This window comes from Delftia lacustris, from assembly GCF_040267515.1.
GTDB lineage: Bacteria > Pseudomonadota > Gammaproteobacteria > Burkholderiales > Burkholderiaceae_C > Comamonas > Comamonas tsuruhatensis.
In genome coordinates, this window is record NZ_CP141274.1 from 1,214,928 (window position 1) to 1,238,987 (window position 24,060).

Consider the following 24,060-nt stretch of genomic DNA (forward strand, 5'->3'; position numbering starts at 1 on the left):
GGCAATGAAGATGGAACAGGCGGCGGCCGGCGAGCCCCATGCAATCGATGCGCTGCAGCGGCCGCACATCGTCTTCGAGGGCGTGCGCAAGCACTACCCTGGAACGGGAAGGGGCACGGGAAGGGGCGCGGGCGAGCCCGTGCACGCGCTGCAGGCGCTGAGCTTCGAGGTGTCGCGTGCCGAGGTGTTCGGCATCATCGGCCGCAGCGGCGCCGGCAAATCCACGCTGCTGCGCACCATCAATGCGCTGGAGCGGCCCAGCAGTGGCCGCGTGCTGGTGGACGGCACCGATGTCGCCACGCTGGACGAGGACGCGCTGGTGGCGCTGCGCCGGCGCATCGGCATGATCTTTCAGCACTTCAACCTCCTGTCCTCGCGCACGGTGTACGAGAACGTGGCCCTGCCGCTGCAGGCCGCAGGCTGGCGGCCCGCGCTCGTGCGCGCGCGGGTGGACGAGCTGCTGGCCCTGGTGGGGCTGGCGGACAAGAGCGGCGCCTACCCGGCCCAGCTCTCGGGCGGGCAAAAGCAGCGCGTGGGCATTGCGCGCGCGCTGGTGCACGAGCCCGAAATCCTGCTGTGCGACGAGGCCACCTCGGCCCTGGACCCCGAGACCACGCAGTCCATCCTGGAGCTGCTGCGCGAGATCAACCGCAAGCTGCGGCTGACCATCGTGCTCATCACGCACGACATGGCCGTGATCCGCGAGGTCTGCGACCGCGTGCTGGTGCTGGACCAGGGCCGGCTGCAGGAGATCGGCGAGGTCTGGCAGCTGTTTGCGGCACCGCGCTCGGAGGCGGCGCGTGCGCTGCTGCGGCCGCTGCGGCAGGCCTTGGCGGCCGACCTGGAACTGGTGGCGGCGGCCGATGGCCCGGAGGCCGTCGCCGTGCTGGCCATCGGATGGGCCGACGGCGGCAGCCAGCAGGGCCTGCCGCTGGCGCAGCTTCAGGTGCTGGGCCCGCGTGCCCGTTTGTTGCAGGGTGGCCTGGACCGCATGCGCGGGCGTTCGCAGGGCCGCCTGCTGGTGGGCGTGCCGGTGCAGGATCTGCCGTCGGCACTCTCCCCGCTCTCGCCGGCCGCGCTGTCTTCCCTTCAACAGGCGCTGGGCGCCGATTCACTGCAACTGCTTGGCCATGTCCCTGCCCCCGCTCGATAAATACCTGCAGGCCTTTCTGGAAACCCTGCTGATGGCGGGCGCGTCCTCGCTGATCGCCATCGTTGCCGGGCTGGCGCTGGCCATCGTGCTGCACACCACGGCGCCGGGCGGGCTCTATGCCAGGCCGCGGCTGTACCGGGGGCTGTCGGCGGCGGTGAACATCGGCCGGGCCATTCCCTTCATCATCCTGCTGGTGGCCCTGCTGCCGGTGACGCGCGCCATCGTGGGCACCACGCTGGGCACCTGGGCGGCGGTGGTGCCACTGTCGGCCAACCTGATCCCGTTCTTTGCGCGCATCGCCCAGGTCAGCCTGGGCGAGGTGGACGGCGGCCTGGTGGAGGCGGCGCGTGCCATGGGCCTGCGCCGCCCGCAGATCGTGCGCCAGGTGCTGCTGCCCGAGGCGCTGCCGGGCCTGATCGGCGGCATGACCGTGAGCGTGATCGCCATGGTCAATGCCTCGGCCATGGCGGGCGCCGTGGGGGCGGGCGGCCTGGGCGACCTGGCCATCCGCTACGGCTACGAACGCTATGAGACGCGCGTGATGTTCGAGGTCATCGTCATCCTGGTGGCCCTGGTGTCGGTGCTGCAGTTCGGCGGCGAGTGGCTGGCGCGCCGTGCCGACCACCGGCGTTCGATCTCTTGAGATGATTTGGAAATAACAGACTGAATTTTTATTATTTTTGGTTTTTTCGACTTGTCTCGACAATGGCCTGCAGCAGCATTCGGGCTGCTGATTCTTTTCCGAGATGCTTCGATGACCCACACCACACGCCCCGCCTGGCCTTCCCCTCTTGCCGGCCGCACTGCCATGAAGCCGGGCGTGGCCATCGTCTGTGGCGTTCACCATGTCCAGCTGTCCTTCCCGGCGCGTGCCCAGGCGGCCATGGAGCGCTTTTATGGCGAAGTGCTGGGCCTGTCTGCCCTGACCGTTGCCGGGCGTCCGGGCCTGAGCTTTCTGGCCGGCGGGCAGCGCATTGATCTGGTGCCCTACAAGGGGCAGTCCGGCGGCACCGAGCGCGCGGCGGGCAACCTGGTGCACCTGGCGCTGACGGTCAGCGACGTGGATGCGCTGCGCCAGCAGTTGCTGGTACACGGCGGCCTGGCGCTGGAGGTGGCGCCCGTGAGCGAGGGCCGGCGCTGCTATGCGCGCGACCCCGCAGGCAATCTGATCGAGCTGCTGGAGCTGCCCCGCGAGGCAGCGGCCGATGCCCCGGACGAGCCGGCCGTGGCCTGTTCGGCCTGAAGCCTCTCGCCGTTCCCCTCTCTCTTTCCTTCCTGCTTTTGCCTTCCACAGGCCCGGGCCGCACCGGCCCCGGGCGGAGCCTTGCCCATGAACTTCCAGCAACTGCGCTATGTGCGCGAAACCGTGCGCCGCGGCTACAGCCTGACCGAGGTGGCCCACACGCTGCACACCTCCCAGCCCGGCGTGAGCCGGCAGATCCGCGAGTTGGAGGAAGAGCTGGGCGTGGAGATCTTCATCCGCGCAGGCAAGCGGCTGACCGGGCTGACGCCGCCCGGCGAGGCGCTGCTGCCCATCGTCGAGCGCCTGATGCTGGAGGCCGACAACCTGCGCCGCGTGGGCGCTGACTTCAGCGCCAGCGAGCAGGGCCGGCTGTCGATTGCCGCCACCCACTCCCAGGCCCGCTATGCGCTGCCCCATGTGGTGCGTGACTTCCGCCAGCGCTATCCGCAGGTGCGCCTGCACCTGCACCAGGGTTCGCCCGAACAGGTGGCGCAGATGCTGCGCAGCGGCGAGGCCGACATCGGCGTGGCCACCGAGGCGCTGGCCGGCTATGAAGGCCTGGTCGCGCTGCCCTGCTACCGCTGGACGCACGGCGTGGTCGTGCCGCCCGGCCACCCGCTGCTGCAGTCGCAGCAGGCGCTGACGCTGGAGGCGCTGTCGCGCTTTCCCATCATCACCTACGAGCAGGGCTATACGGGCCGCGCCCACATCGACGAGGCCTTTGCGCGCGAGGGCCTGGAGCCCGACGTGGTGCTCACGGCCATGGACGCCGACGTGATCAAGACCTATGTGGAGCTGGACATGGGCGTGGGCATCGTCGCCTCGGTGGCGCTGGATGCCGAGCGCGACCAGGGGCTGCGCACGCTGGACGCCGGCCACCTGTTCGAGGTCAACACCACGCGGCTGGGCCTGCGCAAGGGCGCCTGGCTGCGCGGCTATGCCTATGCCTTCATCGAGACCTTCGTGCCCACGCTGACGCGCGAGGTGGTCGAGCAGGCCGTGCGCCAGGGCGTGGAGCCCGAGTAGGCAGACGAAGGAGGCCGGCCTCAGCCCGGCTCGCGCGCCATCTCCAGCAGGGTGTCGCCGGTCACGCGGTAGCGGATCCACTCGGTCTGGGGCAGGGCGCCCAGGCGGTCGTAGAACTCGATGGAGGGCAGGTTCCAGTCGAGCACGCTCCACTCGAAGCGGCCGCAGTCCTTCTCGACGGCGATCTGCGCCAGGCGGCGCAGCAGCGCCGTGCCCGCGCCCAGGCCGCGCGCCTCGGGCGTGACGTAGAGGTCTTCGAGGTACAGGCCGTGGCGGCCCTGCCAGGTCGAGTAATTGAAGAAGTAGACCGCAAAGCCCACGGGCTGGTCGCCATGCAGGCAGATCAGGCCGAAGACGGCGGGGTTGTCGGCAAACAGGGTGCGCTTCACATGCTCTGGCGTGGCCAGGACTTCATGCTCGGCTTTTTCATAGACGGCGAGTTCGCGCACGAAGCGGACGATGAGCTCGGCGTCATCGGGGGTGGCGGGTCGGATCTGTAGGGTGGTAGTCATTCAATCGCGGGGGAACACGGGAAGCCCGGAAAAACGGTATTGCGGCGCAAGATGGCGCCGCAATCTCCGGTTTTAGCCGATTTTCGCGCCCGTGTCCGCCAGGGGCTGTTGCACCGGAAGGGGCAGGAACTGGCGCAGGATCTGGAAGTGGTCCTCGAAGAACGCGCTTTCCATGGCGGGCAGGTCGCAGACGGCCACCCAGCGCGCCAGTGCCGCATCGTCGCCGCCCTGCACGGGCGGCAGCGAGGGCAGCACGCCCAGGTCCAGGTAATGCACATGGGTGATGGTGCGCCCGCGCAGGCTGCGGTCGGGATGGTCGAAGACCTGCACGGACTGCAGGGCCGCCTGCAGGTCGGCCTCGCTGAGCGTGGAGCAGGTCTCCTCGCGCAGCTCGCGCAGGCAGGACTGCCACAGCGTGTCGCGCGGCTCCAGGAAGCCGCCCGGCAGCGCCCACAGGCCCAGGCCCGGGGCATGGGCGCGGCGTATCAGCAGGATGTGGTCCTGTTGCGCGCCTTCGTGCGGCACGCGGCAGCGCAGCAGCGCATCCACGGTCACGAAGACGGGCGGGTAGGGCGCCGCAGCCCAGGCCTTGCGGTACCGGGCCAGCATGCGCCATTCCTCGCACATCTGCGCATGGACGGGCGTGGTGGCCCATTGGCGCAGGAACTGCAGGGTGGCGGGCGGCACCTGGGCGGCCAGGGCCTCGAAGTCCACGCCGGATTCGCCGAAGTAGATGTCGCGCAGCGGCGTGGCGTCGAACTGGCCCAGGCGCGGCAGGCTGATCAGTTGCCAGCGCGGAAAGCGCGCCAGGTAGCCGCTGGTCGCATCCTTGAAATGGCCGACCAGGGCCACGCTGGCGCCTTCGGGCACGCAGGACTGCACGGCCTGCTGCACGGCCTGTACCCACAGCGGTTCGTTGTAATAGTCGCGCACGGGCACGCAGTGCAGGCGGGCCGCGTCCGCGGGCGGCAGCGCCTCGCGCAGCATCTGCGCGCGCTCCTGCCAGCTGAAGGGATTCTTGGGATTGGGCGCCTGCCAGGCGCTGCCCAGCACGACGACGATCTGCTCGGCACGCTCCAGCGCCGCGCGCAGCAGGGCCATGTGGCCGTTGTGCAGCGGCTGGAAGCGCCCGATCAGCACGGCGGTGTGCACGCGCTCGCTGGTGGCCGGGGTTTCGGTGGGGGCGTCCATGGCGGCAGTCTCTTGCATAAACAGGCTCGGTGGCTTCACTCTGGCTTCATTCGTAGTGGGCGGCAATGGGCATCTGGCGGCCCGTGCCGAAGGCGCGCGGGCGCACGCGCAGTATGGGCGGGGCCTGGCGGCGCTTGTACTCGCTGCGGAAGATCATGCGCTTGACGCGGTCAACCAGCTCGGCACCGCCGGGTTGGCCCAGCAGCTGGGTCACAAAGCGCTCGGCCGTGCCGTATTCGGCGGTGGACAGGTGCCGGCCTTCGATGGCATATTTGAGGATTTCGTCCAGCACCACATAGGGCGGCAGGCTGTCCTCGTCCTTCTGGTCGGGCGCCAGCTCGGCCGAGGGCGGCTTGTCGATGATGGCCTGGGGAATCAGCTCGCGGCCCGCACTGTGGTTGATGTGGCGCGACAGCTCGAAAACCTCGGTCTTGTACAGATCGCCCAGCAGGCCCAGGCCGCCGTTGGTGTCGCCATACAGCGTGCAGTAGCCCGCCGATATCTCGGACTTGTTGCCCGTGGTCAGCAGCAGGTGGCCGAAGGCGTTGGAGTACTCCATCAGCGTGGTGCCGCGGATGCGTGCCTGCAGGTTCTCCAGCGGCAGGCCCTGCAGCGGCTGGCCGAAGCTGGCCTCGAACTGGCGCGCATAGCCGTCGACCAGCTCGCGGATCGGGTGCTCGTGCAGCGTGATGCCCAGGTTGCGGCACAGGATCACCGAGTCATCGACCGAGCCGCTCGACGAAAAGCGCGAGGGCATGGTGACGGCCACCACGTTGTCCGCGCCCAGGGCCTCGGCCGCCAGGGCCAGGGTCAGTGCGCTGTCGATGCCGCCCGAGCTGCCCACCACCGCGCGCGTGAAGCCGCAGCGGCGCGCATAGTCGCGCAGGCCCAGCACGATCTGGCGGCGGTAGAACTCCATGGTGGGCAGGCCTTCGGCCGGCACGCTCATGCAGGGCTGGCCGGCTGCGTCGAGGAAGCGTCCGTCGTCGAACTGCAGCGTGCGCAGGTCTTCGACAAAGCGCTCGGCCTCGAAGACCACGCCGCGCCCGGGCTCCACCGCGAAGGAGGCGCCGTCGAACACGATCTGGTCCTGGCCGCCGATCTGATTCACATAGAGGATGGGCAGGCCGTGGCGCGTGGCCGCCTGGCCGAAGATCTCGTGGCGCTGCTCGCGCTTGCCCAGGTGGCTGGGGCTGGCGTTGATGCTGACCACCAGGTCGGGCGCGGCGTCGGCCATGCGCGCGAAGGGGTTGGTGGCGTAGTCGGCACCGGCGTCGTTCCAGCCATCCTCGCACACCAGAAAGCCCACCTGGGCCTGGCCTATGCGCAGCACCTTGGCCGCGTCGGGGCCGGGCTCGAAGTGGCGGCGCTCGTCGAAGATGTTGTAGGTCGGCAGCAGCTGCTTGTCGTAGCGCAGGCGCACGGCGCCGTCCTTGAGCACCAGCAGGCTGTTGTGCAGCGGCTTGCCCGGCCCGCTGGCGCGCGTGGGCGCGCCGATGACCCAGTGCAATTGCGGCCACTGGCGCGTGGCCTGCAGCAGCTGCTGCAAGCCTTGCTCCAGGCGTTCGCGAAAGGCGGGCTCGTCCAGCAGGTCGCCAGGGTAGTAGCCGCACAGCGACAGCTCGGGAAAGACCAGCAGGTCGGCCTGCTCGTGCGCGGCGCGGGCAGCGGCCTCGGCCATGCGGGCCACGTTGCCGGCGATGTCGCCGACGGTGGGGTTGAGTTGGGCGATGGTGATGCGCAGCATGAATGGAGCCTTGGCGGTGTCAGGCGGTGTCGGGCGGTGTCAGACGGCGACAGGCTGGGCCAGGCCGAAGACCTGGCGCAGATAGGCCAGATAGGTTTCGTCGTTGCACAGCGTCTTGCCCGGCGAGTCCGAGATCTTGGCCACGGGCTGGCCGTTGGCGTGGGTGAGCTTCATCACGATGTTGATGGTCTCCAGCCCCATGTCGTTGGTCAGCCGCGTGCCGATGCCGAAGCCCAGCTGTATGCGGTCGGCAAAGCGCTGGTACAGGGCCAGGGCCGTGTCCAGGTCCAGCCCGTCGGAGAACACCAGGCGCTTGGCCTGGGGGTCTATGCGCAGCTTCTGGTAGTGGGCGATGGCCTTCTCGCCCCAGGCATACGGGTCGCCCGAGTCGTGCCGCAGCCCGTCGAAGAGCTTGGCGAAGTACATGTCGAAATCGGCCAGGAAGGCATCCATGCCCACGGTGTCGGTCAGGGCCACGCCCAGGTCGCCCCGGTACTCCTGCACCCAGTCCTCCAGCGCGGCGATCTGGAAGTCGCGCAGGCGCACGCCCTGGGCCTGGTAGCTCTGCAGGTACTCATGGGCCATGGTGCCGATGGGCACGATGCCAAAGTCGCGCGCCAGCAGCACGTTGGACGTGCCCTTGAACCACTGCGCCGTCTGCGTGGCAAAGGCCTGGACCACCTCGCGCTGCCAGGCGCCCGAGAAGCGCCGGCGCACGCCGAAGTCGAACAGCTCGAACGGGTTGCGCAGCCTGGCCTCGCAGGCCAGGTGGCGCAGGCGCTCGATCTTGCCGGCCAGGCGTCTGCGGCCTTCGGCCAGCGCCGCCTCGGCGTCGAAGCGCCGGAAATACAGCTCGTTGACGATGGCCAGCACATAGATCTCGAAGCCCATCACATGGACCTGGGGGCCCTTGGCCTCGATGTGCAGGGTGTCGCCATCGGCCCAGGCACGGATGAAGGCGCGCTGGAACTGGAAGATGCGCAGAAAGTCGATGAAGTCGCTCTTCATGAAGCGCAGCCCGCCCAGGTAGGCCAGGTCTTCGGGCGTGAAGCGCAGCGCGCACAGCGCGTCCAGCTCGCGCTCCACCTCGGGCAGCAGCTCGGCCAGCGGGAAGGCGGTCTTCGTGCGGCAGACGAATTCGTATTCGGCCTCGGTCTGGGGATTGCGGTGCAGCATGGCCTGCCACATCGTGAATTTGTAGAGATCGGTGTCGAGCAGGCTGGTGATGATGGGAGCCATGGTGCGATGCTGGGGAAACAGGAAAGGAGGCTGCGCGCGTGAAGGCGGTCCGGCCCCTACAGGTGGAGTTCTTGGCTGGAGGCCAGCCGCAATCCGCGGGCCTGCATGGCTGCAAGGAAATCATGGTGCGCGGACTCGAAGCCCGGCACCGGGCTCATGGCGTCGTGCATCAGCACGATGCGCTCAGGATGGGGAAGGTGCTCGACCAGATGCTCGACCGTGGAGCGCACGCAGTGGCTGCTGGCCTCGCCAGCAACGACCAGCAAGTCGGCCCGGTCCAGCCGCTCCAGCAAGGCCGTGTTAAGCAAGGTCGCCGGATCGGCCGGGTCCGGCACCTCGGCCTGCAGGGCGCTGTAATGCTCGGTCCAGGGATTGAGCCCCTTGAAGACGTTGTACACGGCGCGCTGGCGCTGCTGCTGCCAGTCGCCGCAGGCCGCCAGCACATCGGCATGGATACCGTGGCCCCAGCTGCCCACCTCGCAGTGCACGGGCCAGACCATCAGCGTGTAGCGGCTGTTGGCTTCGAGTGCATCCAGATAGTCCAGGCTGCGCTGCAGCGCCCCGGCGTTGCGCGGCCGAAACACCCCCGCCCGCACCTGCGCCGCCGTGATCGCGGTGAACGGCGCTACATCGCCGCTGTCGTCGCCATTGCCCTGTTGCCAGAAAGCCGGATGGGCGATGTCGTAGCGCTGGTGCGAGTCCAGCGTCACCGTGATGGCGTCCACCTTCGCCCCCTCGCGCCGTATCCAATCGGCCAGCCGCTGCATGTCGGCATGGGCGCCCGCCACGGGAAGGCTGGGACGTTGCCGGCCAGGACACCAGTCCTCAGGCAGATCGCAGAAGTCGTTCTGGGGGTCTATGACCAGGAGCTGGGTGGTGGAGGGCATGGGCTTGGCGCTGTGCGTCGGAGGGTGAAGTGAAACGCTTACCAGGGTCCAAGTGTAGTGAGCTAAGGCTGTCCGCCCGACCGAAGAGGCCAGGACCCGGGTGCCAGCAAGGGACACCTCACGTAAAAAGCCCCATGAAGGCGAGGCCTGCATGGGGCTTGTCGGTGGTGAGGGGCGTCTTTACAGGCAAGCCGCAGCACGCAGCGCCGCTGCCTTGTCCGTCCGCTCCCAGGTGAACTCGGGCTCTTCACGGCCGAAGTGGCCATAGGCAGCGGTCTTGCTGTAGATGGGGCGCAGCAGGTCCAGCATCTGGATGATGCCCTTGGGACGCAGGTCGAAGTGGGCGGCCACCAGCTTGGCGATCTCGGCGTCGGGGATGACGCCCGTGCCTTCGGTGTAGACCGTGATGTTCATCGGGCGTGCCACGCCGATGGCGTAGGCCACCTGGATCTGGCACTGGCGCGCCAGGCCGGCGGCCACGATGTTCTTGGCCACGTAGCGCGCGGCGTAGGCGGCGCTGCGGTCCACCTTGGTTGGGTCTTTGCCGCTGAAGGCGCCGCCGCCGTGGGGGCAGGCACCGCCGTAGGTGTCGACGATGATCTTGCGGCCGGTCAGGCCGCAGTCACCCTGGGGGCCGCCCACGACGAAGCGGCCCGTGGGGTTGATCAGGTACTTGGTGTCCTGCAGCCACTCGGAGGGCAGCACGGGCTTGATGATTTCCTCGATGATGGCTTCGGTGAAGCTGGACTTCATCCTGGTGGCCGATTCCGACTGGTCGGGGCTGTGCTGGGTGGACAGCACCACGGTGTCGATGCTGTGGGGCTTGCCGTCCACGTAGCGCATGGTCACCTGGCTCTTGGCGTCGGGGCGCAGGAAGGGCAGGCGGCCGTCCTTGCGCAGCTGGGCCTGGCGCTCGACGAGGCGGTGCGCGTAGTAGATGGGCGCGGGCATCAGCTCGGGTGTCTCGTCGCAGGCGTAGCCGAACATCAGGCCCTGGTCGCCGGCGCCGGTGTTGAGCTCGTCATCGCTGGCCTTGTCCACGCCCTGGGCGATGTCCTGGCTCTGCTTGTCGTAGGCCACGAGTACGGCGCAGCCCTTGTAATCGATGCCGTAGTCGGTGTTGTCGTAGCCGATGCGCTTGATGGTGTCGCGTGCGACCTGGATGTAGTCGACGTTGGCGCCCGTGGTGATCTCACCTGCCAAAACCACCAGGCCCGTGTTGGTCAGTGTCTCGGCCGCCACGCGGCTGTACGGGTCTTGGGCGAAAATGGCGTCCAGGATCGCGTCAGAGATCTGGTCAGCCACCTTGTCCGGATGGCCTTCAGAGACGGATTCCGAGGTGAAAAGAAAATCGTTCGCCATGTGAATAAACTCCTTGGTTGCAGCTTTTTTTGATGGGCGTTGCCCAAGCTGCAGGAGCCCTGGCGAACGCTTTAGCAGACTTGTTTTACGTCGCTCTGCAAGTTGCTCAGTTAACTCAGCGACCCGCACATTTTAATGCCTTCCTTGTTCCGACTGTTTGCTGCACTGCCTTTGTGGCTATTGCACCCCCTTGGCGCGCTCATGGGCTGGGTGGCTTTCGTGGCCTCCGGCACGTACCGGCGCCGCTTTCTGGCCAATGCCCGCCAGGCCGGCTACGGCTTCGGCGCCGTGGCGCCGGCCGTGGGGCACGCGGGGCGCATGGTGGCGGAGCTGCCGCGCATGTGGATGGGCAGGCAGCCGAGCTGCCAGATGCACAACGAGGAATGCGTGCGCCGGGCCTACGCTGCCGGGCGCGGCATCATCTTTCTGACGCCCCACCTGGGCTGCTTCGAGCTGTCGGTGCAGCATGCGGCACGGCAATGGTCGGCCGAGCATGGCGAGATCACCATTCTCTACCGCCCCGCGCGCCAGCCCTGGCTGGCCCGCGTCATGGAGACGGCGCGCAACCGCCCCGGCGTGCAGGCCGTGCCGACCACGCTGGCCGGCGTGCGCCAGATGATCAAGGCGCTGCGCAAGGGCGCGGCTGTGGGGCTGCTGCCAGACCAGGTTCCGCCCGAGGGGCAGGGTGTCTGGTCGCCGTTCTTCGGCCGTGATGCCTATACGATGACGCTGGCGGCGCGCCTGGCGTTGCAGACGGGGGCCGCGGTGATCGTGGCCCGTTGTGAGCGCTTGTCCTGGGGGCGGGGCTATGCGCTGTATCTTGAGGAGTTGCCCGTGCCCTTGTCCGAGAATCTGGAAGCTGCGGTGCAGCAGATCAACGAGGCGATGGAACACACCATCCGCCAATGCCCGCAGCAGTACCTGTGGGGCTATGCGCGCTACAAGCAGCCGCGCCGTGAAGCAGCTGCCGGCGAGGTGGGTGCATGAGCGGGCGCATCGGCGTGTGGCTGATGCGGTCGCTGGCGTGGATGCCGCTGCCGTGGCTGCGGGGGCTGGGTGCGTTTCTGGGGCGCGTGCTGTTCGTGCTGGCCGCGCCGCGCCGCAGGGTGGCGCTGCGCAATCTGGCGATGTGCTTTCCCGAGCTGACCGAGGCGCAGCGCGTGGATCTGGCGCGCCGCAACTTCATCGTCTTTTGCCAGACTTGGCTGGACCGCAGCTGGCTGTGGGCGGCGCCGCGCGAGGTGGTGGCCGAGCGCGTGAAGCTGCAGGGTGCCGTGCATGAGCTCGATGGCGACACCCCGACCATCCTGTTCGCGCCGCATTTCTACAGCATGGACGCGGGCGGGCTGGCCTTGCCGCTGCACACCACCCGGCCCTTCACCTCGATCTTCTCCACCCATCCGGACCCGGCGGTCGATGAGTGGTTCATGTCGGGGCGCCAGCGCTTTGGCGACGTGCGCATGCTCAACCGCGCCGACGGGGTCAAGCCCATCATCTCCAGCCTGCGCAAGGGCGGTTTGCTGTACCTTTTGCCCGACATGGACTTCGGTCGCAACGACTCGGTCTTCGTGCCTTTCTTCGGCGTGAACGCGGCCACCATTCCCTCGCTGTCGCGCTTCGCGCGCCTGGGCCGGGCCAAGGTGCTGGGCATGTACACGCGCATGACGCCCACGGGCTACGTGGCCGAGATCACGCCGGCCTGGACGGATTTCCCCACCGACGATGTCGAGGCCGATACGGCCCGCATGAACCGTGAGCTGGAGGCGGCCATCCGCACCATGCCCGACCAGTACTACTGGGTGCACAGGCGCTTCAAGACCCGGCCCGAGGGCGAGCCTTCGGTCTACTGAAGGGGGCGGGACAGGAACTGCTCCAGCGCTTGCCGCACCGCATCGGGCTGCTCGTGCACGACCCAGTGCGAGGTGCCGGCCAGGTGCTGCACCGTCAGGCGCGGCACCCACGGCTCCAGACCTTCGACCAGTGCAGGCTGCAGCGCCGGGTCGCTGTCGCCCCAGAGCACATGCGTGGGCACGCCGATGTCCAGCATCTCGGGCGGCAGCCTCAGGTTGCGCAGTGCGTCGGCTGAGTCCGGATCTTCGGGCCGGGGCGGCACCAGGGGACTGGCGCCGTAGTAGTGGCAGGAGCCTTGCACGCCCAGGTCCCAGTGCTCGCGGTAGCGCTGCTGCAACTGCGGCGTGAGCCATCCGGGCAACTCGCCCTGCGGCGTGCGGAAAAAGCCCAGCATGCGCTGCCAGTCGTTCTCGGCCAGCAGGGTGGGCGCATCAGGTCGGCGCAGAAAATGCATGTACTGGCTTGCGGCCTGCTGCACGGGGTTGTGCAGCAGTTCGCGCAGAAAGGCGCCCGGATGCGGGGCGTTGAGGATCATCAGCCGTTGCATCAGCCCGGGATGGCGGTTGGCCAGGCCCCAGGCCAGGGCACCGCCCCAGTCGTGGGCGATCACGCAGGCTGCGGGTGCGCCAGGGCTTTCGATGGCGATCAGCGCCGCCAGATCCTGCAGCAGGTGCTTGGCCTTGTACTGCTCCACACCGGCCGGCTGGCTGGAACGGCCAAAGCCCCGCAGATCGGGTGCGACGCAACGCCATTGCGTGCCGAACTGCTCCAGCATGCCTTCCCAGATGAAGCTGCCTTCAGGAAAGCCGTGCAGGAACAGCAGCAGTGGCTGGCCGGGTTCGCCGCTGACGCGGCAGTGCAGATGGATGCCGTGAGGCAGCTCGCGAATGCAGGTGTTCACCATGTTGCGCTCCTTGCGGGGCGCTGGCTACACGAGCGCCTCCAGGCGCTAATCTTGGGGGCTGTCGGTCGCGGCGGGCGTCGCAGTTGCGACGTTCGCGACGTCGGCGGGCCCGTCCGTGGCCGCCGGCGGATTCAGGCCTTCGGGATGACTCCAGTGCCACAGCAGCTGGGCCACCTCGTCCACGCCCTGCTTCTTGAGCGCGGAGAACATGCGCACTTCGCCACCACCGGCGTTGAGCCGCGTGATGGACAGCACCTTGGCCTGCTCGGCACGCGTGAGCTTGTCGGCCTTGGTCAGCAGCACGAGGAATTTCAGGCCTTCCTGCACGCGCGGGCGCATGGCGTCGAGCAGGGCTTCGTCCAGCTCCGTCAGGCCCAGGCGCGGATCGCACAGCAGCACGATGGCCGACAGGCTCTCGCGGCTGACCAGATAGTTCAGCATCACGCGCTGCCAGCGCTGCTTGTCCGTGCGCGAGACGGCGGCATAGCCGTAGCCGGGCAGGTCGGCCAGCACGGCGTCGGTCACGCCCTGCTTGCCCAGGGAAAACAGGTTGATGTGCTGTGTGCGGCCAGGCTTCTTGGAGGCGAAGGCCAGCTGCTTTTGCTGCGTCAGCGTGTTGATGCAGGTGGACTTGCCGGCGTTGGAGCGGCCCACGAACGCGATCTCGGGCACATCGACCTTGGGAAGATGGTGCAACTGCGCAGCCGTCGTCAAAAAGCGCGCCGTGTGCATCCAGCCCATGGCCAGCTTGGGATCGATCAGGGAGGAAGTGGGGGCGGCATCGCCAGCCGGCGCAGCAGGATTCATGGTGTGGTCAGTCTCTCGGGGCCTCATTGTAGGTTCCCCCATGGAACCGGCGCGCCCAGCGGGCTATAGGCAACGGTGCTGACAAAGCGTGGCGCATGAAACTGGCGCACTCCAAAGTCGGAGACAGCGAGCAAGGGCCGCCCCGCCGCGAAGCTGTCGTCCCCCTCCCCCGCGAAGCGGGCAGAGAGGGGGAAGGCGCGCAGCGCCTCAGGGGGAGCCTAAACCTCTTCGCTCCAGCAAAAACCATCCCTCGCAATCATGGCGCTGGCTGCGCTGGGCCCCCAGCTGCCCGCCGCATAGCCGCGCGGCCCCGAGGTGTCGCTGCGCCAGTGCTGAAGGATGGGTTCCACCCAGCGCCAGGCCTGCTCCTGCTCGTCGCTGCGCACAAAGAGGTTCAGCCTGCCGGCGATCACGTCCAGCAGCAGACGCTCGTAGGCGCCCACGCGCTTGGCACCGAAGCGCTGGTCGAAGTCCAGGTTCAGGTGCACGGGGGCCAGCGAAGGCTCGGCCTGCTGCTGGGTGGCGCCCTGTGCCAGCAGGTGCAGCTCCAGCCCGTCCTTGGGCTGCAGATTGATCACCAGGCGATTGGCTTCGGACAGGGGTGAGCGGAAGATCGGGTGGGGCACGGGCCGGAAGTTCACGACGATGCGCGCGTCCCTTCCTGCCAGCCGCTTGCCGGTGCGGATGTAGAAGGGCACGCCGGCCCAGCGCCAGTTGCAGATCTCGGTGCGCAGGGCGACGAAGGTCTCGGTCTGGCTGCCCGCCGCCACGCCTTTTTCCTGCTGGTAGGCCGGCACGGGCTGGCCCTGGCTGGCGCCGGCCAGGTACTGGCCGCGCACCACGTGCTGGCTCAGGGTTTCCGGCGTCCAGGGCCTGAGCGACTGCAGCACCTTGAGCTTTTCGTCGCGGATGGCATGGGCCGATGCGTTGATCGGCGGCTCCATGCCGATGGCGCACAGCAGCTGCAGCGCATGGTTTTGCACCATGTCGCGCAGCGCGCCGGTCTGGTCGTAGAACGCGCCCCGGCTTTCCACGCCCAGTTCCTCGGCGATGGTGATCTGGATGTTGGCAATGGTCTCGCGCCGCCACAGCGGCTCGAACAGCGCATTGCCAAAGCGCAGCGCCAGAAGGTTCTGCACAGAGGGCTTGCCCAGGTAGTGGTCTATGCGGAACACCTGCTCTTCGCGCAGCACCTTGCGCAGCGTGGCATTGATGGCCTGGTTGGAGGCCAGGTCGTGGCCCAGCGGCTTTTCCAGCACCACGCGGGTGCGCGGGCCGTTCAGGCCCACGGCGGCGATCTGCTCGCAGACCGTGGTGAACAGGCTGGGGGCGGTGGCCACGTACATCACCACCGTTTCTGCGTCGCGCGCGGCCAGCGCCTGTGCCAGCTTCCTGTAGTCGGCGGGCTGCGACAGGTCCATGCGCAGGTAGTGCAGCAGGTCTGCGAAGCGGGCGAATTCCTCGGGGCTGGGGCGCTTGGACAGCTCGACGCCGTCAAAGCGCGACTGGATGAGGGCGCGGTACTGGTCGTCGCTCAGGTCATCGCGGGCCACGCACAGGATGCGGCCGCCCTCGGGCAGGGTGCCATGGCGAAACGCCTGGAACAGCGCCGGCATGAGCTTGCGCCATGCCAGATCGCCCGTGCCGCCAAACAAGACCAGATCGAAACCCATGTTGCCTCCCGAGGTGAATATTTTGGTAACTGAGTTACCAATTTTTGAGGAAATCGAATAAATTATAGAGGCACCACGTCATTTGATTGAAGCTTCAGATGATGATTGTTGTAATTTGATTACTTCTCTGCAAGCAGCCCTGTCGGTGAACCCCATGCTTATCCGTTGCGATCACGCCCTCGCCTGGCCTCTTTTGCAAAACCACGCCCGGGCCGTGATGCCCGATTTCGACCTGCGCGGTGCCTTCGCCTCTGACCCCGCCCGGTTCGCGCGCTTCAGCCAGGAGGCTCCGCACTGCTTTGCGGACCTGTCCAAGAATCTGTGGGACGCGCAGGCCGAAGACCTGCTGCTGCAGCTGGCCCGCGATTGCGAGGTGGAGCGCCAGCGCGACGCCATGTTCGCGGGCGAGGCCGTCAACTCCACCGAGGGGCGTGCGGCGCTGCACACGCTGCTGCGCCATCCGCCCGGCAATGCGCCGCCGGGTCTGGCCTGGGCGCTGGCCCAGGTGCACGAGACGCTGGATGCCATGCTGGCCTATGCCGAGCGCGTGCGTGCGGATGCGGATATCACCGACGTGGTGTGCATGGGCATAGGCGGATCGGGTCTGGGGCCGCAGATGGCGGTCCAGGCGCTGCAAGGCCTGGGCGATGCGCGCCGGCGCATGCACTTCGTCTCGAACGTGGATGGCCACGCGCTGCAGGCCGTGCTCGTGGGCCTGCAGCCGCGCAGCACGCTGTTCATCGTGGCCTCCAAGGTGTTCAACACGCAGGAGACGCTGACCAATGCGCGCAGCGCACTCGACTGGTTCCACGCAAACGGCGGCAGCGAGGTGTCCCGCCATTTCGTCGCGCTGACCACCCATGCCGCTGCGGCGGCGCAGATGGGCATCACCACCACCTTCGGCTTCTGGGACTGGGTGGGCGGGCGCTATTCGCTGTGGTCGTCCATCGGACTGCCGGTGGCCGTTGCCGTAGGCGCTGCCGCGTTTCGCGCCATGCTGGCCGGTGCGCACGCCATGGACATGCATTTCCGCACGTCGCCGCTGCAGGCCAATCTGCCCGTGCGCCTGGGCCTGCTCGACGTCTGGTACCGCAATCTGCTGGGCTTTGGCAGCCGCTGCATCGCGCCCTACCACGCAGGCCTGCGGCGCCTGCCGGCCTATCTGCAGCAACTGGAGATGGAGAGCAACGGCAAGCGCGTGGACCGGCAGGGCCGGCCGCTGGCGCTGGGCTCGGCACCCGTGCTCTGGGGTGAGCCCGGCACGGATGGGCAGCATGCCTTCTTCCAGATGCTGCACCAGGGCAGCGACATCGTGCCGCTGGAGATCATTGCGGTGAAGCAGGCTTCGCACACCTTGCCAGGCCACCAGGAACAGTTGCTGGCCAACGCGCTGGCCCAGGCCCAGGCCCTGATGCAGGGGCGCGCCAGCGAGGACGGGCACCGCCATTTCCCCGGCAACCGTCCCAGCAGCTTCCTGCTGCTGGACGCGCTCACGCCTGCGGCGCTGGGCGCGCTGGTTGCGCTGCAGGAACACCGCGTGTTCGTGGCCGGCGCGCTGTGGGGCATCAACAGCTTCGACCAATGGGGGGTGGAGCTGGGCAAGCTGCTGGCGCGTGACCTTCAGCTGCGCCTGGGCAATGGCGACATGGCGGGGCTGGACGCCTCCACCGCCGGTCTGCTGCAGCGGCTGCGGGCCTGATGGCCTGAGGGCCTGGCCCCGCTCTACGCCTCCCGGAAGCAGTTGACCGGCAGCCCTGGCACCTCGACGCGGCAATGCATCAGCGCCCCGGCAGGCACGGCGGCCCGGCGTTCTTCCTCGGGGCGGCCGTGCGCGGCGGAGGTGATGTAGAGCGTGCGCAGGTCTTCTCCGCCCAGGCAGACCATGGTGGGGCAGCACACGGGCGTCTCGATGCGCTGCACGACTTCGCCCTGCGGGTCCAGCCGCAGCACGCAGCCGCCTTCGTACATGGCCACCCAGTAGTGGCCCCGGGTGTCGACGCAGGCACCATCGGGCCGGCCGCCGTACAGGCGCCCTTGCGTGCGGGGCGCGAAGGCCTTCCACAGTGCGCGGGCCCCCAGCGTGCCGGTATCCAGGTCGAAGGCAAAGCGGTCTATGCGGTGTGCGGGCGTGTCGGCCCAGTACAGCCATGCGTCGTCGGGGCTGAAGGCCAGCCCGTTGGCCGTGGTGCAGTCGCCTGCCATGCGCTGGACCGCGTAGCCGCCGTTGTCCACCGCGCGCAGGCACCACAGTGCCGCCTCGGGCGCGGTCTTGGGTGCGAACAGGGAGCCGGCCCAGAAGCGGCCGGCTCGGTCGCAGCGGCCGTCGTTGAGGCGGAACTGGCGTGGATCGTGGTCCAGGCCGGCCAGCATGGTGATGTGGCCGGTGGCCGGATCCAGCAGGCCGAAGCCGTCTCGCAGGCCGATGACGATGCGGCCCTGGTCCGTGGGCGCGCAGCAGCCGGGCTCGCTGGGCGTGGCCCAGCTTTGCTGCTGGCCGCTGGCCGGGTCCCAGGCATGGATGCGCAGGCCCTGGATATCGCACCAGTAGAGCCGGCGATCAGCGGGGTGCCAGAAGGGCGATTCGCCCAGGGCGCTGGGAGGAACCGGGGCGATCTGCATGGCCATGGTCTGCTCGCTGGAAGTCATGGCCAGCATTCTAGGAGCGGCTCCCGCCAGACCGCTGCTGGCAGATAGTGTGTTGCGCAGATCAGGGATATCTCTAGCCAGGCATGTGCATAGAAGTATCAGCGGCCGGGCTGCCCGTACCAATGCACCCGCAGGCCTGTCCCCACAATCGGTCACCAGCGGCAGGGATGGACCGCGAAGACCACAGCATTCATTGCGAAGGAGACAGACATGCACAGCTTGCTCAGGGTGGGCGCGGCGCTGGCCGTGGCCGCATCGGCCGCCGGCGCACAGGCCGACACCGAACTCGTGATTGCGACCGTGAACAACGGGCACATGATCGAGATGCAGAAACTCTCTGCCCGCTTCGAGCAGGCCCACCCCGGCATCACGCTCAAATGGGTCACGCTGGAAGAGGGCATGCTGCGCCAGCGCGTGACCACCGACATCGCCACCAAGGGCGGCCAGTTCGACGTGATGACGGTGGGCCTGTACGAGGTGCCGATCTGGTCAAGGAATGGTTGGCTGCTGCCGATTGCCACCGATGCCGCCTATGACGCAGACGACTTGCTGCCTTCCATCCGCAAGGGCCTGTCGCACGAAGGCAGGCTCCACGCCCTGCCGTTCTATGGCGAGGCATCGATGCTCATGTACCGCCGTGATCTGGCCGAAAAGGCGGGTTTCACCATGCCCGCGCAGCCGAGCTGGGAGCAGGTGCGGGAATTTGCCGCCAAGGCCCATGATCCCAAGGCTGGCGTCTACGGCATCTGCCTGCGCGGCAAGCCGGGCTGGGGTGACAACATGGCCCTGGTCACCACCATGGTCAACACCCACGGTGGCCAGTGGTTCGACATGCAATGGAAGCCGCAGCTGGACACACCGGCCTGGAAGAAGGCGGTGGGTTTCTATGTGGAGCTGCTGAAGGCCTACGGGCCGCCCGGCGCATCGGCCAACAGCTTCAACGAGAACCTGGCGCTGTTCAACGAGGGCAAGTGCGCGGCCTGGGTCGATGCCAGCATTGCGGCCTCGTTCGTGGGCGATCCACGGCAGTCCAAGGTGGCCGGCAAGGTGGCGTATGCGGCCGCTCCCGTGGCCTCCACGCCCAAGGGGGCGACGTGGCTGTGGACCTGGAACCTGGCCATTCCCGCCAGCTCCAGGAAGGTGGATGCGGCCCAGGCCTTCATCAAATGGGCCACTTCCAAGGAGTATGTGCAGTTGGTGGCGCGCGAGCATGGCTGGCGCGCCGTTCCCACGGGCACGCGGCAGTCCACCTATGCGAGCGCCGAGTTCCAGAAAGTCGCGGACTTTGCCGGCGCCGAGAAAAGCGCCATCGACAGCGTGAGCCTGAGCGATGCGACCGAGCCGCGCTCACCATACATCGGCGTGCAGTACGTGGCCATCCCCGAGTTCCAGGCCATAGGCATTGCCGTGGGGCAGCAAGTCAGTGCGGCGCTGTCGGGCAAAGCCACGGTGGAGCAGGCGCTCAAGACCTCGCAGACCCTGGCGGACCGCGAGATGAGGAAAAGTGGCTACTACAAGTGATGGCTGCCTCGATGCTTCGACCAAGCCCCGCGCCCATGACGCGCCTGCTGCCCCGCGCGCTCATGGCTCCCGCCGTGGCCGTGCTGCTGTGCTGGATGCTGGTGCCGCTGCTGATGACGGTGTATTTCTCGTTCGTCGACTACAACCTCATGCAGCCGGGCGGCCACCCCTTCGTGGGCCTGCGCAACTACGAGTTCTTCGTCACCGACCCGGACTTCATGCCCGCCGTGCGCCAGACCCTGGTGTTCCTGGCCAGCGTGGTGTCGATCACCGTGGTGCTGGGCGTGCTGCTGGCGCTGCTGGTCAACGAGCCATTTCCGGGCCGCGGCATGGTGCGCGTGCTGCTGATCTCGCCCTTCTTCGTGATGCCCGCCGTCAACGCGCTGCTGTGGAAGCACATGATGATGAATCCCATCTACGGCGTGCTGGCCAGCCTGTGCAGGGCGCTGGGCCTGGAGCCTGTGGACTGGCTGACCGAGGTGCCGCTGCTGTCCGTGGTCATCATGGTGTCCTGGCAGTGGCTGCCTTTTGCCTGCCTGATCTTCATCACCTCGCTGCAGTCGCTGGACCGCGAGCAGATGGAGGCGGCGCGCATGGACGGCGCCAATGCCCTGCAACGTTTCCACCACCTCACGCTGCCCCATCTGGCCCGCCCGATGGCGGTGGTGGTGATGATCGAGATGATCTTCCTGCTGGGCGTGTTTGCGGAGATCGCCATCACCACGGCGGGCGGCCCGGGCAACGAGAGCACCAACCTCACCTATCTCATCTACAAGCAGTCGCTGATGCATTTCGACGTGGGCGTGGCCTCTGCGGGGGCATTGTTCGCCGTGGTGCTGGCCAACATCGTTGCCGTCTTCCTGATCCGCATCGTCGGCAAGAGCCTGGACTGAGCGCATGACGGCCCCTTCACTTTCCACCGCCTTGCGTGCCGCCGCGGCCTGGGCGCTGGCGCTGCTGCTGTTCTTTCCGCTGGGCTGGCTGTTCCTGACCGCGTTCAAGACCGAGCTGCAGGCCATTGCCGTGCCGCCGCTGTTCGTGTTCGAGCCCACGCTGGCCAACTTCGGCGAGGTGCAGCAGCGCAGCAACTACCTGCTGCACGCACGCAACTCCTTGGTCACCAGCCTGGGGTCCACCCTGGCGGGCCTGGCCATCGCCGTGCCCGCAGCCTATTCGATGGCCTTCTTTCGCACGCGGCGCACACGCGATGTGCTGATGTGGATGCTGTCCACCAAGATGATGCCCGCCGTGGGCGCATTGCTGCCCATCTACGTGCTGGCCCAGGGCGCCGGCCTGCTGGACACGCTCACGGTGCTGACCGTGGTCTTCACGCTGTCCAACCTGCCCATCATGGTGTGGATGCTCTACAGCGCGTTCAAGGACATCCCGCACGAGATCCTCGAAGCCGCGCGCATGGATGGCGCCGGCCTGTGGGCCGAGTTCCGCCATGTGGTGCTGCCGCTGGCGCTGGGCGGCATTGCCTCCACGGGCCTGCTGTGTCTGGTGCTGAGCTGGAACGAGGCCTTCTGGTCGCTCAACCTCAGCAGCGCGCGCGCCGGCACGCTGGCCACGCTGATCGCCTCCTACTCCAGCCCCGAGGGGCTGTTCTGGGCCCGTCTTTCGGCCGCCTCGCTTTTGGCCATCGCGCCCATCGTGGTGTTCGGCTGGTTCAGCCAGAAGCAACTGGTGCAGGGCATGACCTTCGGCGCCGTCAAGTAGCCGCTCTTCCAACCAAGAAAACCATGGCCTATCTGCAACTGCAAGACATGCGCAAGAGCTTTGGCGAGGCGCACATCATCCGTGGCGTGGACCTCGCCATCGAGCGCGGCGAGTTCATCGTCTTCGTCGGCCCCTCGGGCTGCGGAAAATCCACGCTGCTGCGCCTGATCGCGGGGCTGGAGTCCGTCAGCGCGGGACATCTGCTGCTCGATGGGCGCGACATCACGCACGCGCCCTCGGGCCGGCGCGATCTGGCCATGGTGTTCCAGAGCTATGCGCTGTACCCGCACATGAGCGTGTACGACAACATGTCCTTTGCGCTGCGCCTGGCGGGCGTGCCGCGCAAGGAGATACTGCGCAAGGTCGGCCGGGCGGCAGAAACGCTCAATCTCACGGCCTGCCTGGAGCGCCGCCCGGGCGAGCTGTCGGGCGGGCAGCGCCAGCGCGTGGCCATCGGACGCGCCATCGTGCGCGAGCCCAAGGTCTTCCTGTTCGACGAGCCGCTGTCCAATCTGGATGCGGCGCTGCGCGGCAACACGCGCGTGGAAATCCTCAAGCTGCACCGTGCATTGGGCGCCACCACCATCTATGTGACGCACGACCAGGTGGAGGCCATGACCCTGGCCGACCGCGTGGTGGTGATGCGCGACGGTGCCATCGAGCAGGTGGGCTCTCCTCTGGAGCTCTATGACCGCCCGGCCAACCGCTTTGTCGCGCAGTTCATCGGCATGCCGCCGATGAACCTGCTGGCGGCCCATGCCGTGCCGGGCCTGTCGGCCAGCACGCAGGGGCGCTTGCCGCGGGACGGCACGCTGGGCATACGCCCCGAGGCGCTGCGCCTGTCCCGGGCAGATGCAGGTCCCAGTGATGGGGCTGGCGTCCAGGGGCGCGTGGACCTGATCGAAGCCTTGGGTGCCGACACGCTGGTCCATGTGGATGTGGCCGGCGTGCCGCTGGTGGCACGCCAGACCGAGCGCATGCCGCTGGCCGTGGGCGATGGGGTGAGGGTGTCCCTCGACCCGGGCTGCATGCTCCATCTGTTCGACCGCGATGGCCGTGCGCTGGCGGCCTGCTGAGCCTGGCGGCCGAGCCCTGCCTTCTTCTTTCCGTCTCTTCCCATCCCTTTGTCCGGGACACCATGAACGCGACTGCCCCCTCCCTTTCCCGCCCCACGGTGCTGCACCTGGGGCTGGGCTCTTTCCATCGCGCGCACCAGGCTGCCTACCAGCAGCGATTGATGGATGCGGGCGACACGCAGTGGGCGCTGGTGGGCGCCAACCTGCGCCCTGACATGGCGCAGACGCTGGACGCCCTGGTGCGACAAGGCGGTGCCTACACGCTGGAGACGATTGCGCCCAACGGCACGGTGCACTACCAGTGGATGGATGCCTTGAGCGAGGTGATTCCGTACGCGCCCGGGCTGGCCGCCGTCGTGCAGCGGGGCGCCTGGCCGGCCACCCGCATCATCTCCTTCACGGTCACCGAGGCCGGTTACTGCCTGGATGGTCAGGGAGCGCTCGACGCCGCGCATCCCGATCTGGCGCAGGACCTGGAGCGCGCACGCCGGGGAGAGGCGGGGACCACCCTCTATGGCGTGCTCTGCGCCATCCTGCAGGCGCGCCGCGCCACCGATGCCGGCCCCGTCACGCTGCTGAGCTGCGACAACCTGCGCCACAACGGCGACCGCCTGCGCTCCGGCCTGCTGGCCTTCATGCGCCAGGCACAGCTGCATGGGCTGGCCGACTGGGCACAGCGGCATACCAGCTGCCCCAACGCCATGGTCGATCGCATCACTCCCCGCCCGCCACCTGAGCTGCGCGCGCGCGTGCTGGCCGCCACCGGCCGCGACGACGAGGCCGCGGTGATGGCCGAGCGCTTCACGCAATGGGTGATCGAGGACCGCTTCATTGCCGGGCGCCCCGCCTGGCAGACCGTGGGCGTGGAGCTGGTACCCTCGGTGGCGCCTTACGAAGAGGCCAAGATCCGCATCCTCAACGCCAGCCACAGCTGCATCGCCTGGGCCGGGACGCTGGCGGGCCTGGAGCATATCCACGAAGGCTGCGCCGTGCCCGCGATACGCCAGATGGCCTGGGACTACGTGACCCGGGATGTGATCGCCTGCCTTTGCGCACCGGGCCGGCCCAGCCCGCTGGACCTGCCGGCCTACCGTGACACGGTGCTGGAGCGCTTTGGCAATGCGGCCCTGCGCGACACCAACCAGCGCGTGGCGGCCGATGGGTTTGCCAAGATCCCCGGCTTCATCGCGCCCACGCTGCGCGAGCGGCTGGAGGACAACGCCGCCATCGATGCCGCGGCCATGCTGCCAGCGCTGTTCCTGGCCTTCCTGCAGCGCTGGCACCGGGGCACACTGCCCTATGCGTACCAGGACCAGGCCATGGACCCGGCGGTGGCGCATGCCATCTGCGCGGCGCCCGATCCCGTGGCCTCGCTGTGCGCCGAGCCGCTGCTGTGGGGCGAGGTGGCAGGCCATCCGCAGCTGGTGGAGTCGGTGCGCCGGGCCTCGGAGCGGGTACGGGCATTTGTGGACAGAACCGAAACATGCACAAGGCGGAGCTGAC

At 68.0% G+C, this 24,060-nt stretch carries 22 protein-coding genes; 12 read left to right on the forward strand and 10 right to left on the reverse strand.

Features of this window, described 5'->3' with window-relative positions:
- The first annotated feature begins 4 nt into the window (after window positions 1–4).
- The 4 genes from U6958_RS07000 (at window position 5) to U6958_RS07015 (ending at window position 3,422) form a co-directional block, all read left to right on the forward strand.
- Window positions 5–1,153, forward strand: a complete 1,149-nt coding sequence (locus tag U6958_RS07000; protein ID WP_074921500.1) for a methionine ABC transporter ATP-binding protein — start codon at window positions 5–7, stop codon at window positions 1,151–1,153.
- Window positions 1,131–1,796 (forward strand): methionine ABC transporter permease, encoded by a 666-nt coding sequence (locus U6958_RS07005; RefSeq protein WP_013800725.1) that lies wholly within the window; start codon window positions 1,131–1,133, stop codon window positions 1,794–1,796. Before U6958_RS07000 ends, U6958_RS07005 begins: the two co-directional genes overlap by 23 nt.
- Window positions 1,797–1,907: 111 nt before the next feature.
- Window positions 1,908–2,396: a VOC family protein gene (locus tag U6958_RS07010; protein ID WP_012207409.1), complete on the forward strand. Its 489-nt coding sequence runs from the start codon at window positions 1,908–1,910 to the stop codon at window positions 2,394–2,396.
- 87 nt (window positions 2,397–2,483) lie between these two features.
- Window positions 2,484–3,422: a CysB family HTH-type transcriptional regulator gene (locus U6958_RS07015; protein ID WP_013800726.1), complete on the forward strand. Its 939-nt coding sequence runs from the start codon at window positions 2,484–2,486 to the stop codon at window positions 3,420–3,422.
- Between the two features lie 20 nt (window positions 3,423–3,442).
- On the opposite strand, the gene U6958_RS07020 is transcribed toward U6958_RS07015, so the two are convergent.
- The 6 genes from U6958_RS07020 to metK form a co-directional block, all read right to left on the reverse strand.
- Window positions 3,443–3,934, reverse strand: a complete 492-nt coding sequence (locus tag U6958_RS07020; protein WP_012207407.1) for a GNAT family N-acetyltransferase — start codon at window positions 3,932–3,934, stop codon at window positions 3,443–3,445.
- Window positions 3,935–4,006: 72 nt separating this feature from the next.
- Complete coding sequence (locus tag U6958_RS07025) at window positions 4,007–5,125, reverse strand: bifunctional nicotinamide-nucleotide adenylyltransferase/Nudix hydroxylase (protein ID WP_074921558.1); 1,119 nt, start codon at window positions 5,123–5,125, stop codon at window positions 4,007–4,009.
- A gap of 46 nt (window positions 5,126–5,171) precedes the next feature.
- Window positions 5,172–6,872, reverse strand: a complete 1,701-nt coding sequence (locus U6958_RS07030; protein WP_074921499.1) for an NAD+ synthase — start codon at window positions 6,870–6,872, stop codon at window positions 5,172–5,174.
- Window positions 6,873–6,911: 39 nt separating this feature from the next.
- Window positions 6,912–8,111 carry a nicotinate phosphoribosyltransferase gene (gene pncB, locus U6958_RS07035; protein ID WP_012207404.1) on the reverse strand — a complete coding sequence of 400 codons (1,200 nt, stop codon included), beginning with the start codon at window positions 8,109–8,111 and terminating at the stop codon, window positions 6,912–6,914.
- 56 nt (window positions 8,112–8,167) lie between these two features.
- Window positions 8,168–8,998: an isochorismatase family protein gene (locus U6958_RS07040; protein WP_074921498.1), complete on the reverse strand. Its 831-nt coding sequence runs from the start codon at window positions 8,996–8,998 to the stop codon at window positions 8,168–8,170.
- 180 nt (window positions 8,999–9,178) lie between these two features.
- Window positions 9,179–10,360: a methionine adenosyltransferase gene (gene metK / locus U6958_RS07045; RefSeq protein WP_074921497.1), complete on the reverse strand. Its 1,182-nt coding sequence runs from the start codon at window positions 10,358–10,360 to the stop codon at window positions 9,179–9,181.
- Between the two features lie 135 nt (window positions 10,361–10,495).
- On the opposite strand from metK, the gene U6958_RS07050 reads away from it, so the two are divergent.
- Window positions 10,496–11,347, forward strand: a complete 852-nt coding sequence (locus U6958_RS07050; protein ID WP_074921496.1) for a lysophospholipid acyltransferase family protein — start codon at window positions 10,496–10,498, stop codon at window positions 11,345–11,347.
- Window positions 11,344–12,210, forward strand: a complete 867-nt coding sequence (locus tag U6958_RS07055) for a lysophospholipid acyltransferase family protein (RefSeq protein WP_034364842.1) — start codon at window positions 11,344–11,346, stop codon at window positions 12,208–12,210. The genes U6958_RS07050 and U6958_RS07055 overlap by 4 nt, the downstream gene beginning before the upstream one ends.
- Here U6958_RS07055 and U6958_RS07060 read toward each other — a convergent pair.
- The 3 genes from U6958_RS07060 to zwf form a co-directional block, all read right to left on the reverse strand.
- The gene (locus U6958_RS07060) at window positions 12,204–13,115 is read right to left on the reverse strand and encodes an alpha/beta fold hydrolase (RefSeq protein WP_074921495.1); all 912 of its coding nucleotides are present in this window, start codon (window positions 13,113–13,115) and stop codon (window positions 12,204–12,206) included. The two genes, U6958_RS07055 and U6958_RS07060, sit on opposite strands and share 7 nt — an antisense overlap.
- 45 nt (window positions 13,116–13,160) lie before the next feature.
- Window positions 13,161–13,922, reverse strand: coding sequence for a ribosome biogenesis GTP-binding protein YihA/YsxC (gene yihA, locus U6958_RS07065; protein WP_017403957.1), 762 nt, complete (start codon window positions 13,920–13,922; stop codon window positions 13,161–13,163).
- 218 nt (window positions 13,923–14,140) lie between these two features.
- On the reverse strand, window positions 14,141–15,595 hold the full coding sequence (zwf, locus tag U6958_RS07070; protein ID WP_074921494.1) for a glucose-6-phosphate dehydrogenase: 1,455 nt from the start codon (window positions 15,593–15,595) through the stop codon (window positions 14,141–14,143).
- Between the two features lie 154 nt (window positions 15,596–15,749).
- Here zwf and pgi point away from each other — a divergent pair, with 154 nt between their 5' ends.
- The gene (pgi, locus tag U6958_RS07075) at window positions 15,750–17,294 is read left to right on the forward strand and encodes a glucose-6-phosphate isomerase (RefSeq protein ID WP_034364876.1); all 1,545 of its coding nucleotides are present in this window, start codon (window positions 15,750–15,752) and stop codon (window positions 17,292–17,294) included.
- A 23-nt stretch (window positions 17,295–17,317) separates the two neighbouring features.
- Here pgi and U6958_RS07080 read toward each other — a convergent pair whose 3' ends face one another.
- Complete coding sequence (locus tag U6958_RS07080) at window positions 17,318–18,220, reverse strand: SMP-30/gluconolactonase/LRE family protein (RefSeq protein ID WP_205626946.1); 903 nt, start codon at window positions 18,218–18,220, stop codon at window positions 17,318–17,320.
- 231 nt (window positions 18,221–18,451) lie between these two features.
- On the opposite strand from U6958_RS07080, the gene U6958_RS07085 reads away from it, so the two are divergent.
- The 5 genes from U6958_RS07085 to dalD all read left to right on the forward strand — a co-directional run bounded on the left by U6958_RS07085 (window position 18,452) and on the right by dalD (window position 24,059).
- The gene (locus U6958_RS07085) at window positions 18,452–19,762 is read left to right on the forward strand and encodes a sugar ABC transporter substrate-binding protein (protein WP_047326507.1); all 1,311 of its coding nucleotides are present in this window, start codon (window positions 18,452–18,454) and stop codon (window positions 19,760–19,762) included.
- 35 nt (window positions 19,763–19,797) lie between these two features.
- Window positions 19,798–20,655 (forward strand): carbohydrate ABC transporter permease, encoded by an 858-nt coding sequence (locus tag U6958_RS07090; RefSeq protein WP_016445524.1) that lies wholly within the window; start codon window positions 19,798–19,800, stop codon window positions 20,653–20,655.
- Between the two features lie 4 nt (window positions 20,656–20,659).
- The gene (locus tag U6958_RS07095; protein ID WP_026062016.1) at window positions 20,660–21,481 is read left to right on the forward strand and encodes a carbohydrate ABC transporter permease; all 822 of its coding nucleotides are present in this window, start codon (window positions 20,660–20,662) and stop codon (window positions 21,479–21,481) included.
- A 23-nt stretch (window positions 21,482–21,504) separates the two neighbouring features.
- The gene (locus tag U6958_RS07100) at window positions 21,505–22,557 is read left to right on the forward strand and encodes an ABC transporter ATP-binding protein (protein WP_074921493.1); all 1,053 of its coding nucleotides are present in this window, start codon (window positions 21,505–21,507) and stop codon (window positions 22,555–22,557) included.
- Between the two features lie 62 nt (window positions 22,558–22,619).
- Window positions 22,620–24,059 carry a D-arabinitol 4-dehydrogenase gene (gene dalD / locus U6958_RS07105; protein WP_074921492.1) on the forward strand — a complete coding sequence of 480 codons (1,440 nt, stop codon included), beginning with the start codon at window positions 22,620–22,622 and terminating at the stop codon, window positions 24,057–24,059.
- Window position 24,060 lies beyond the last annotated feature (1 nt).

Bases quoted from the DNA above. Each gene is read 5' to 3' on its own strand.
- U6958_RS07000 (WP_074921500.1), top strand. From the start codon at position 5: ATGAAGATGGAACAGGCGGCGGCCGGCGAGCCCCATGCAATCGATGCG.
- U6958_RS07005 (WP_013800725.1), top strand. From the start codon at position 1,131: ATGTCCCTGCCCCCGCTCGATAAATACCTGCAGGCCTTTCTGGAAACC.
- U6958_RS07010 (WP_012207409.1), top strand. From the start codon at position 1,908: ATGACCCACACCACACGCCCCGCCTGGCCTTCCCCTCTTGCCGGCCGC.
- U6958_RS07015 (WP_013800726.1), top strand. From the start codon at position 2,484: ATGAACTTCCAGCAACTGCGCTATGTGCGCGAAACCGTGCGCCGCGGC.
- U6958_RS07020 (WP_012207407.1), bottom strand. From the start codon at position 3,934: ATGACTACCACCCTACAGATCCGACCCGCCACCCCCGATGACGCCGAG.
- U6958_RS07025 (WP_074921558.1), bottom strand. From the start codon at position 5,125: ATGGACGCCCCCACCGAAACCCCGGCCACCAGCGAGCGCGTGCACACC.
- U6958_RS07030 (WP_074921499.1), bottom strand. From the start codon at position 6,872: ATGCTGCGCATCACCATCGCCCAACTCAACCCCACCGTCGGCGACATC.
- pncB (WP_012207404.1), bottom strand. From the start codon at position 8,111: ATGGCTCCCATCATCACCAGCCTGCTCGACACCGATCTCTACAAATTC.
- U6958_RS07040 (WP_074921498.1), bottom strand. From the start codon at position 8,998: ATGCCCTCCACCACCCAGCTCCTGGTCATAGACCCCCAGAACGACTTC.
- metK (WP_074921497.1), bottom strand. From the start codon at position 10,360: ATGGCGAACGATTTTCTTTTCACCTCGGAATCCGTCTCTGAAGGCCAT.
- U6958_RS07050 (WP_074921496.1), top strand. From the start codon at position 10,496: ATGCCTTCCTTGTTCCGACTGTTTGCTGCACTGCCTTTGTGGCTATTG.
- U6958_RS07055 (WP_034364842.1), top strand. From the start codon at position 11,344: ATGAGCGGGCGCATCGGCGTGTGGCTGATGCGGTCGCTGGCGTGGATG.
- U6958_RS07060 (WP_074921495.1), bottom strand. From the start codon at position 13,115: ATGGTGAACACCTGCATTCGCGAGCTGCCTCACGGCATCCATCTGCAC.
- yihA (WP_017403957.1), bottom strand. From the start codon at position 13,922: ATGAATCCTGCTGCGCCGGCTGGCGATGCCGCCCCCACTTCCTCCCTG.
- zwf (WP_074921494.1), bottom strand. From the start codon at position 15,595: ATGGGTTTCGATCTGGTCTTGTTTGGCGGCACGGGCGATCTGGCATGG.
- pgi (WP_034364876.1), top strand. From the start codon at position 15,750: ATGCTTATCCGTTGCGATCACGCCCTCGCCTGGCCTCTTTTGCAAAAC.
- U6958_RS07080 (WP_205626946.1), bottom strand. From the start codon at position 18,220: ATGGCCATGCAGATCGCCCCGGTTCCTCCCAGCGCCCTGGGCGAATCG.
- U6958_RS07085 (WP_047326507.1), top strand. From the start codon at position 18,452: ATGCACAGCTTGCTCAGGGTGGGCGCGGCGCTGGCCGTGGCCGCATCG.
- U6958_RS07090 (WP_016445524.1), top strand. From the start codon at position 19,798: ATGACGCGCCTGCTGCCCCGCGCGCTCATGGCTCCCGCCGTGGCCGTG.
- U6958_RS07095 (WP_026062016.1), top strand. From the start codon at position 20,660: ATGACGGCCCCTTCACTTTCCACCGCCTTGCGTGCCGCCGCGGCCTGG.
- U6958_RS07100 (WP_074921493.1), top strand. From the start codon at position 21,505: ATGGCCTATCTGCAACTGCAAGACATGCGCAAGAGCTTTGGCGAGGCG.
- dalD (WP_074921492.1), top strand. From the start codon at position 22,620: ATGAACGCGACTGCCCCCTCCCTTTCCCGCCCCACGGTGCTGCACCTG.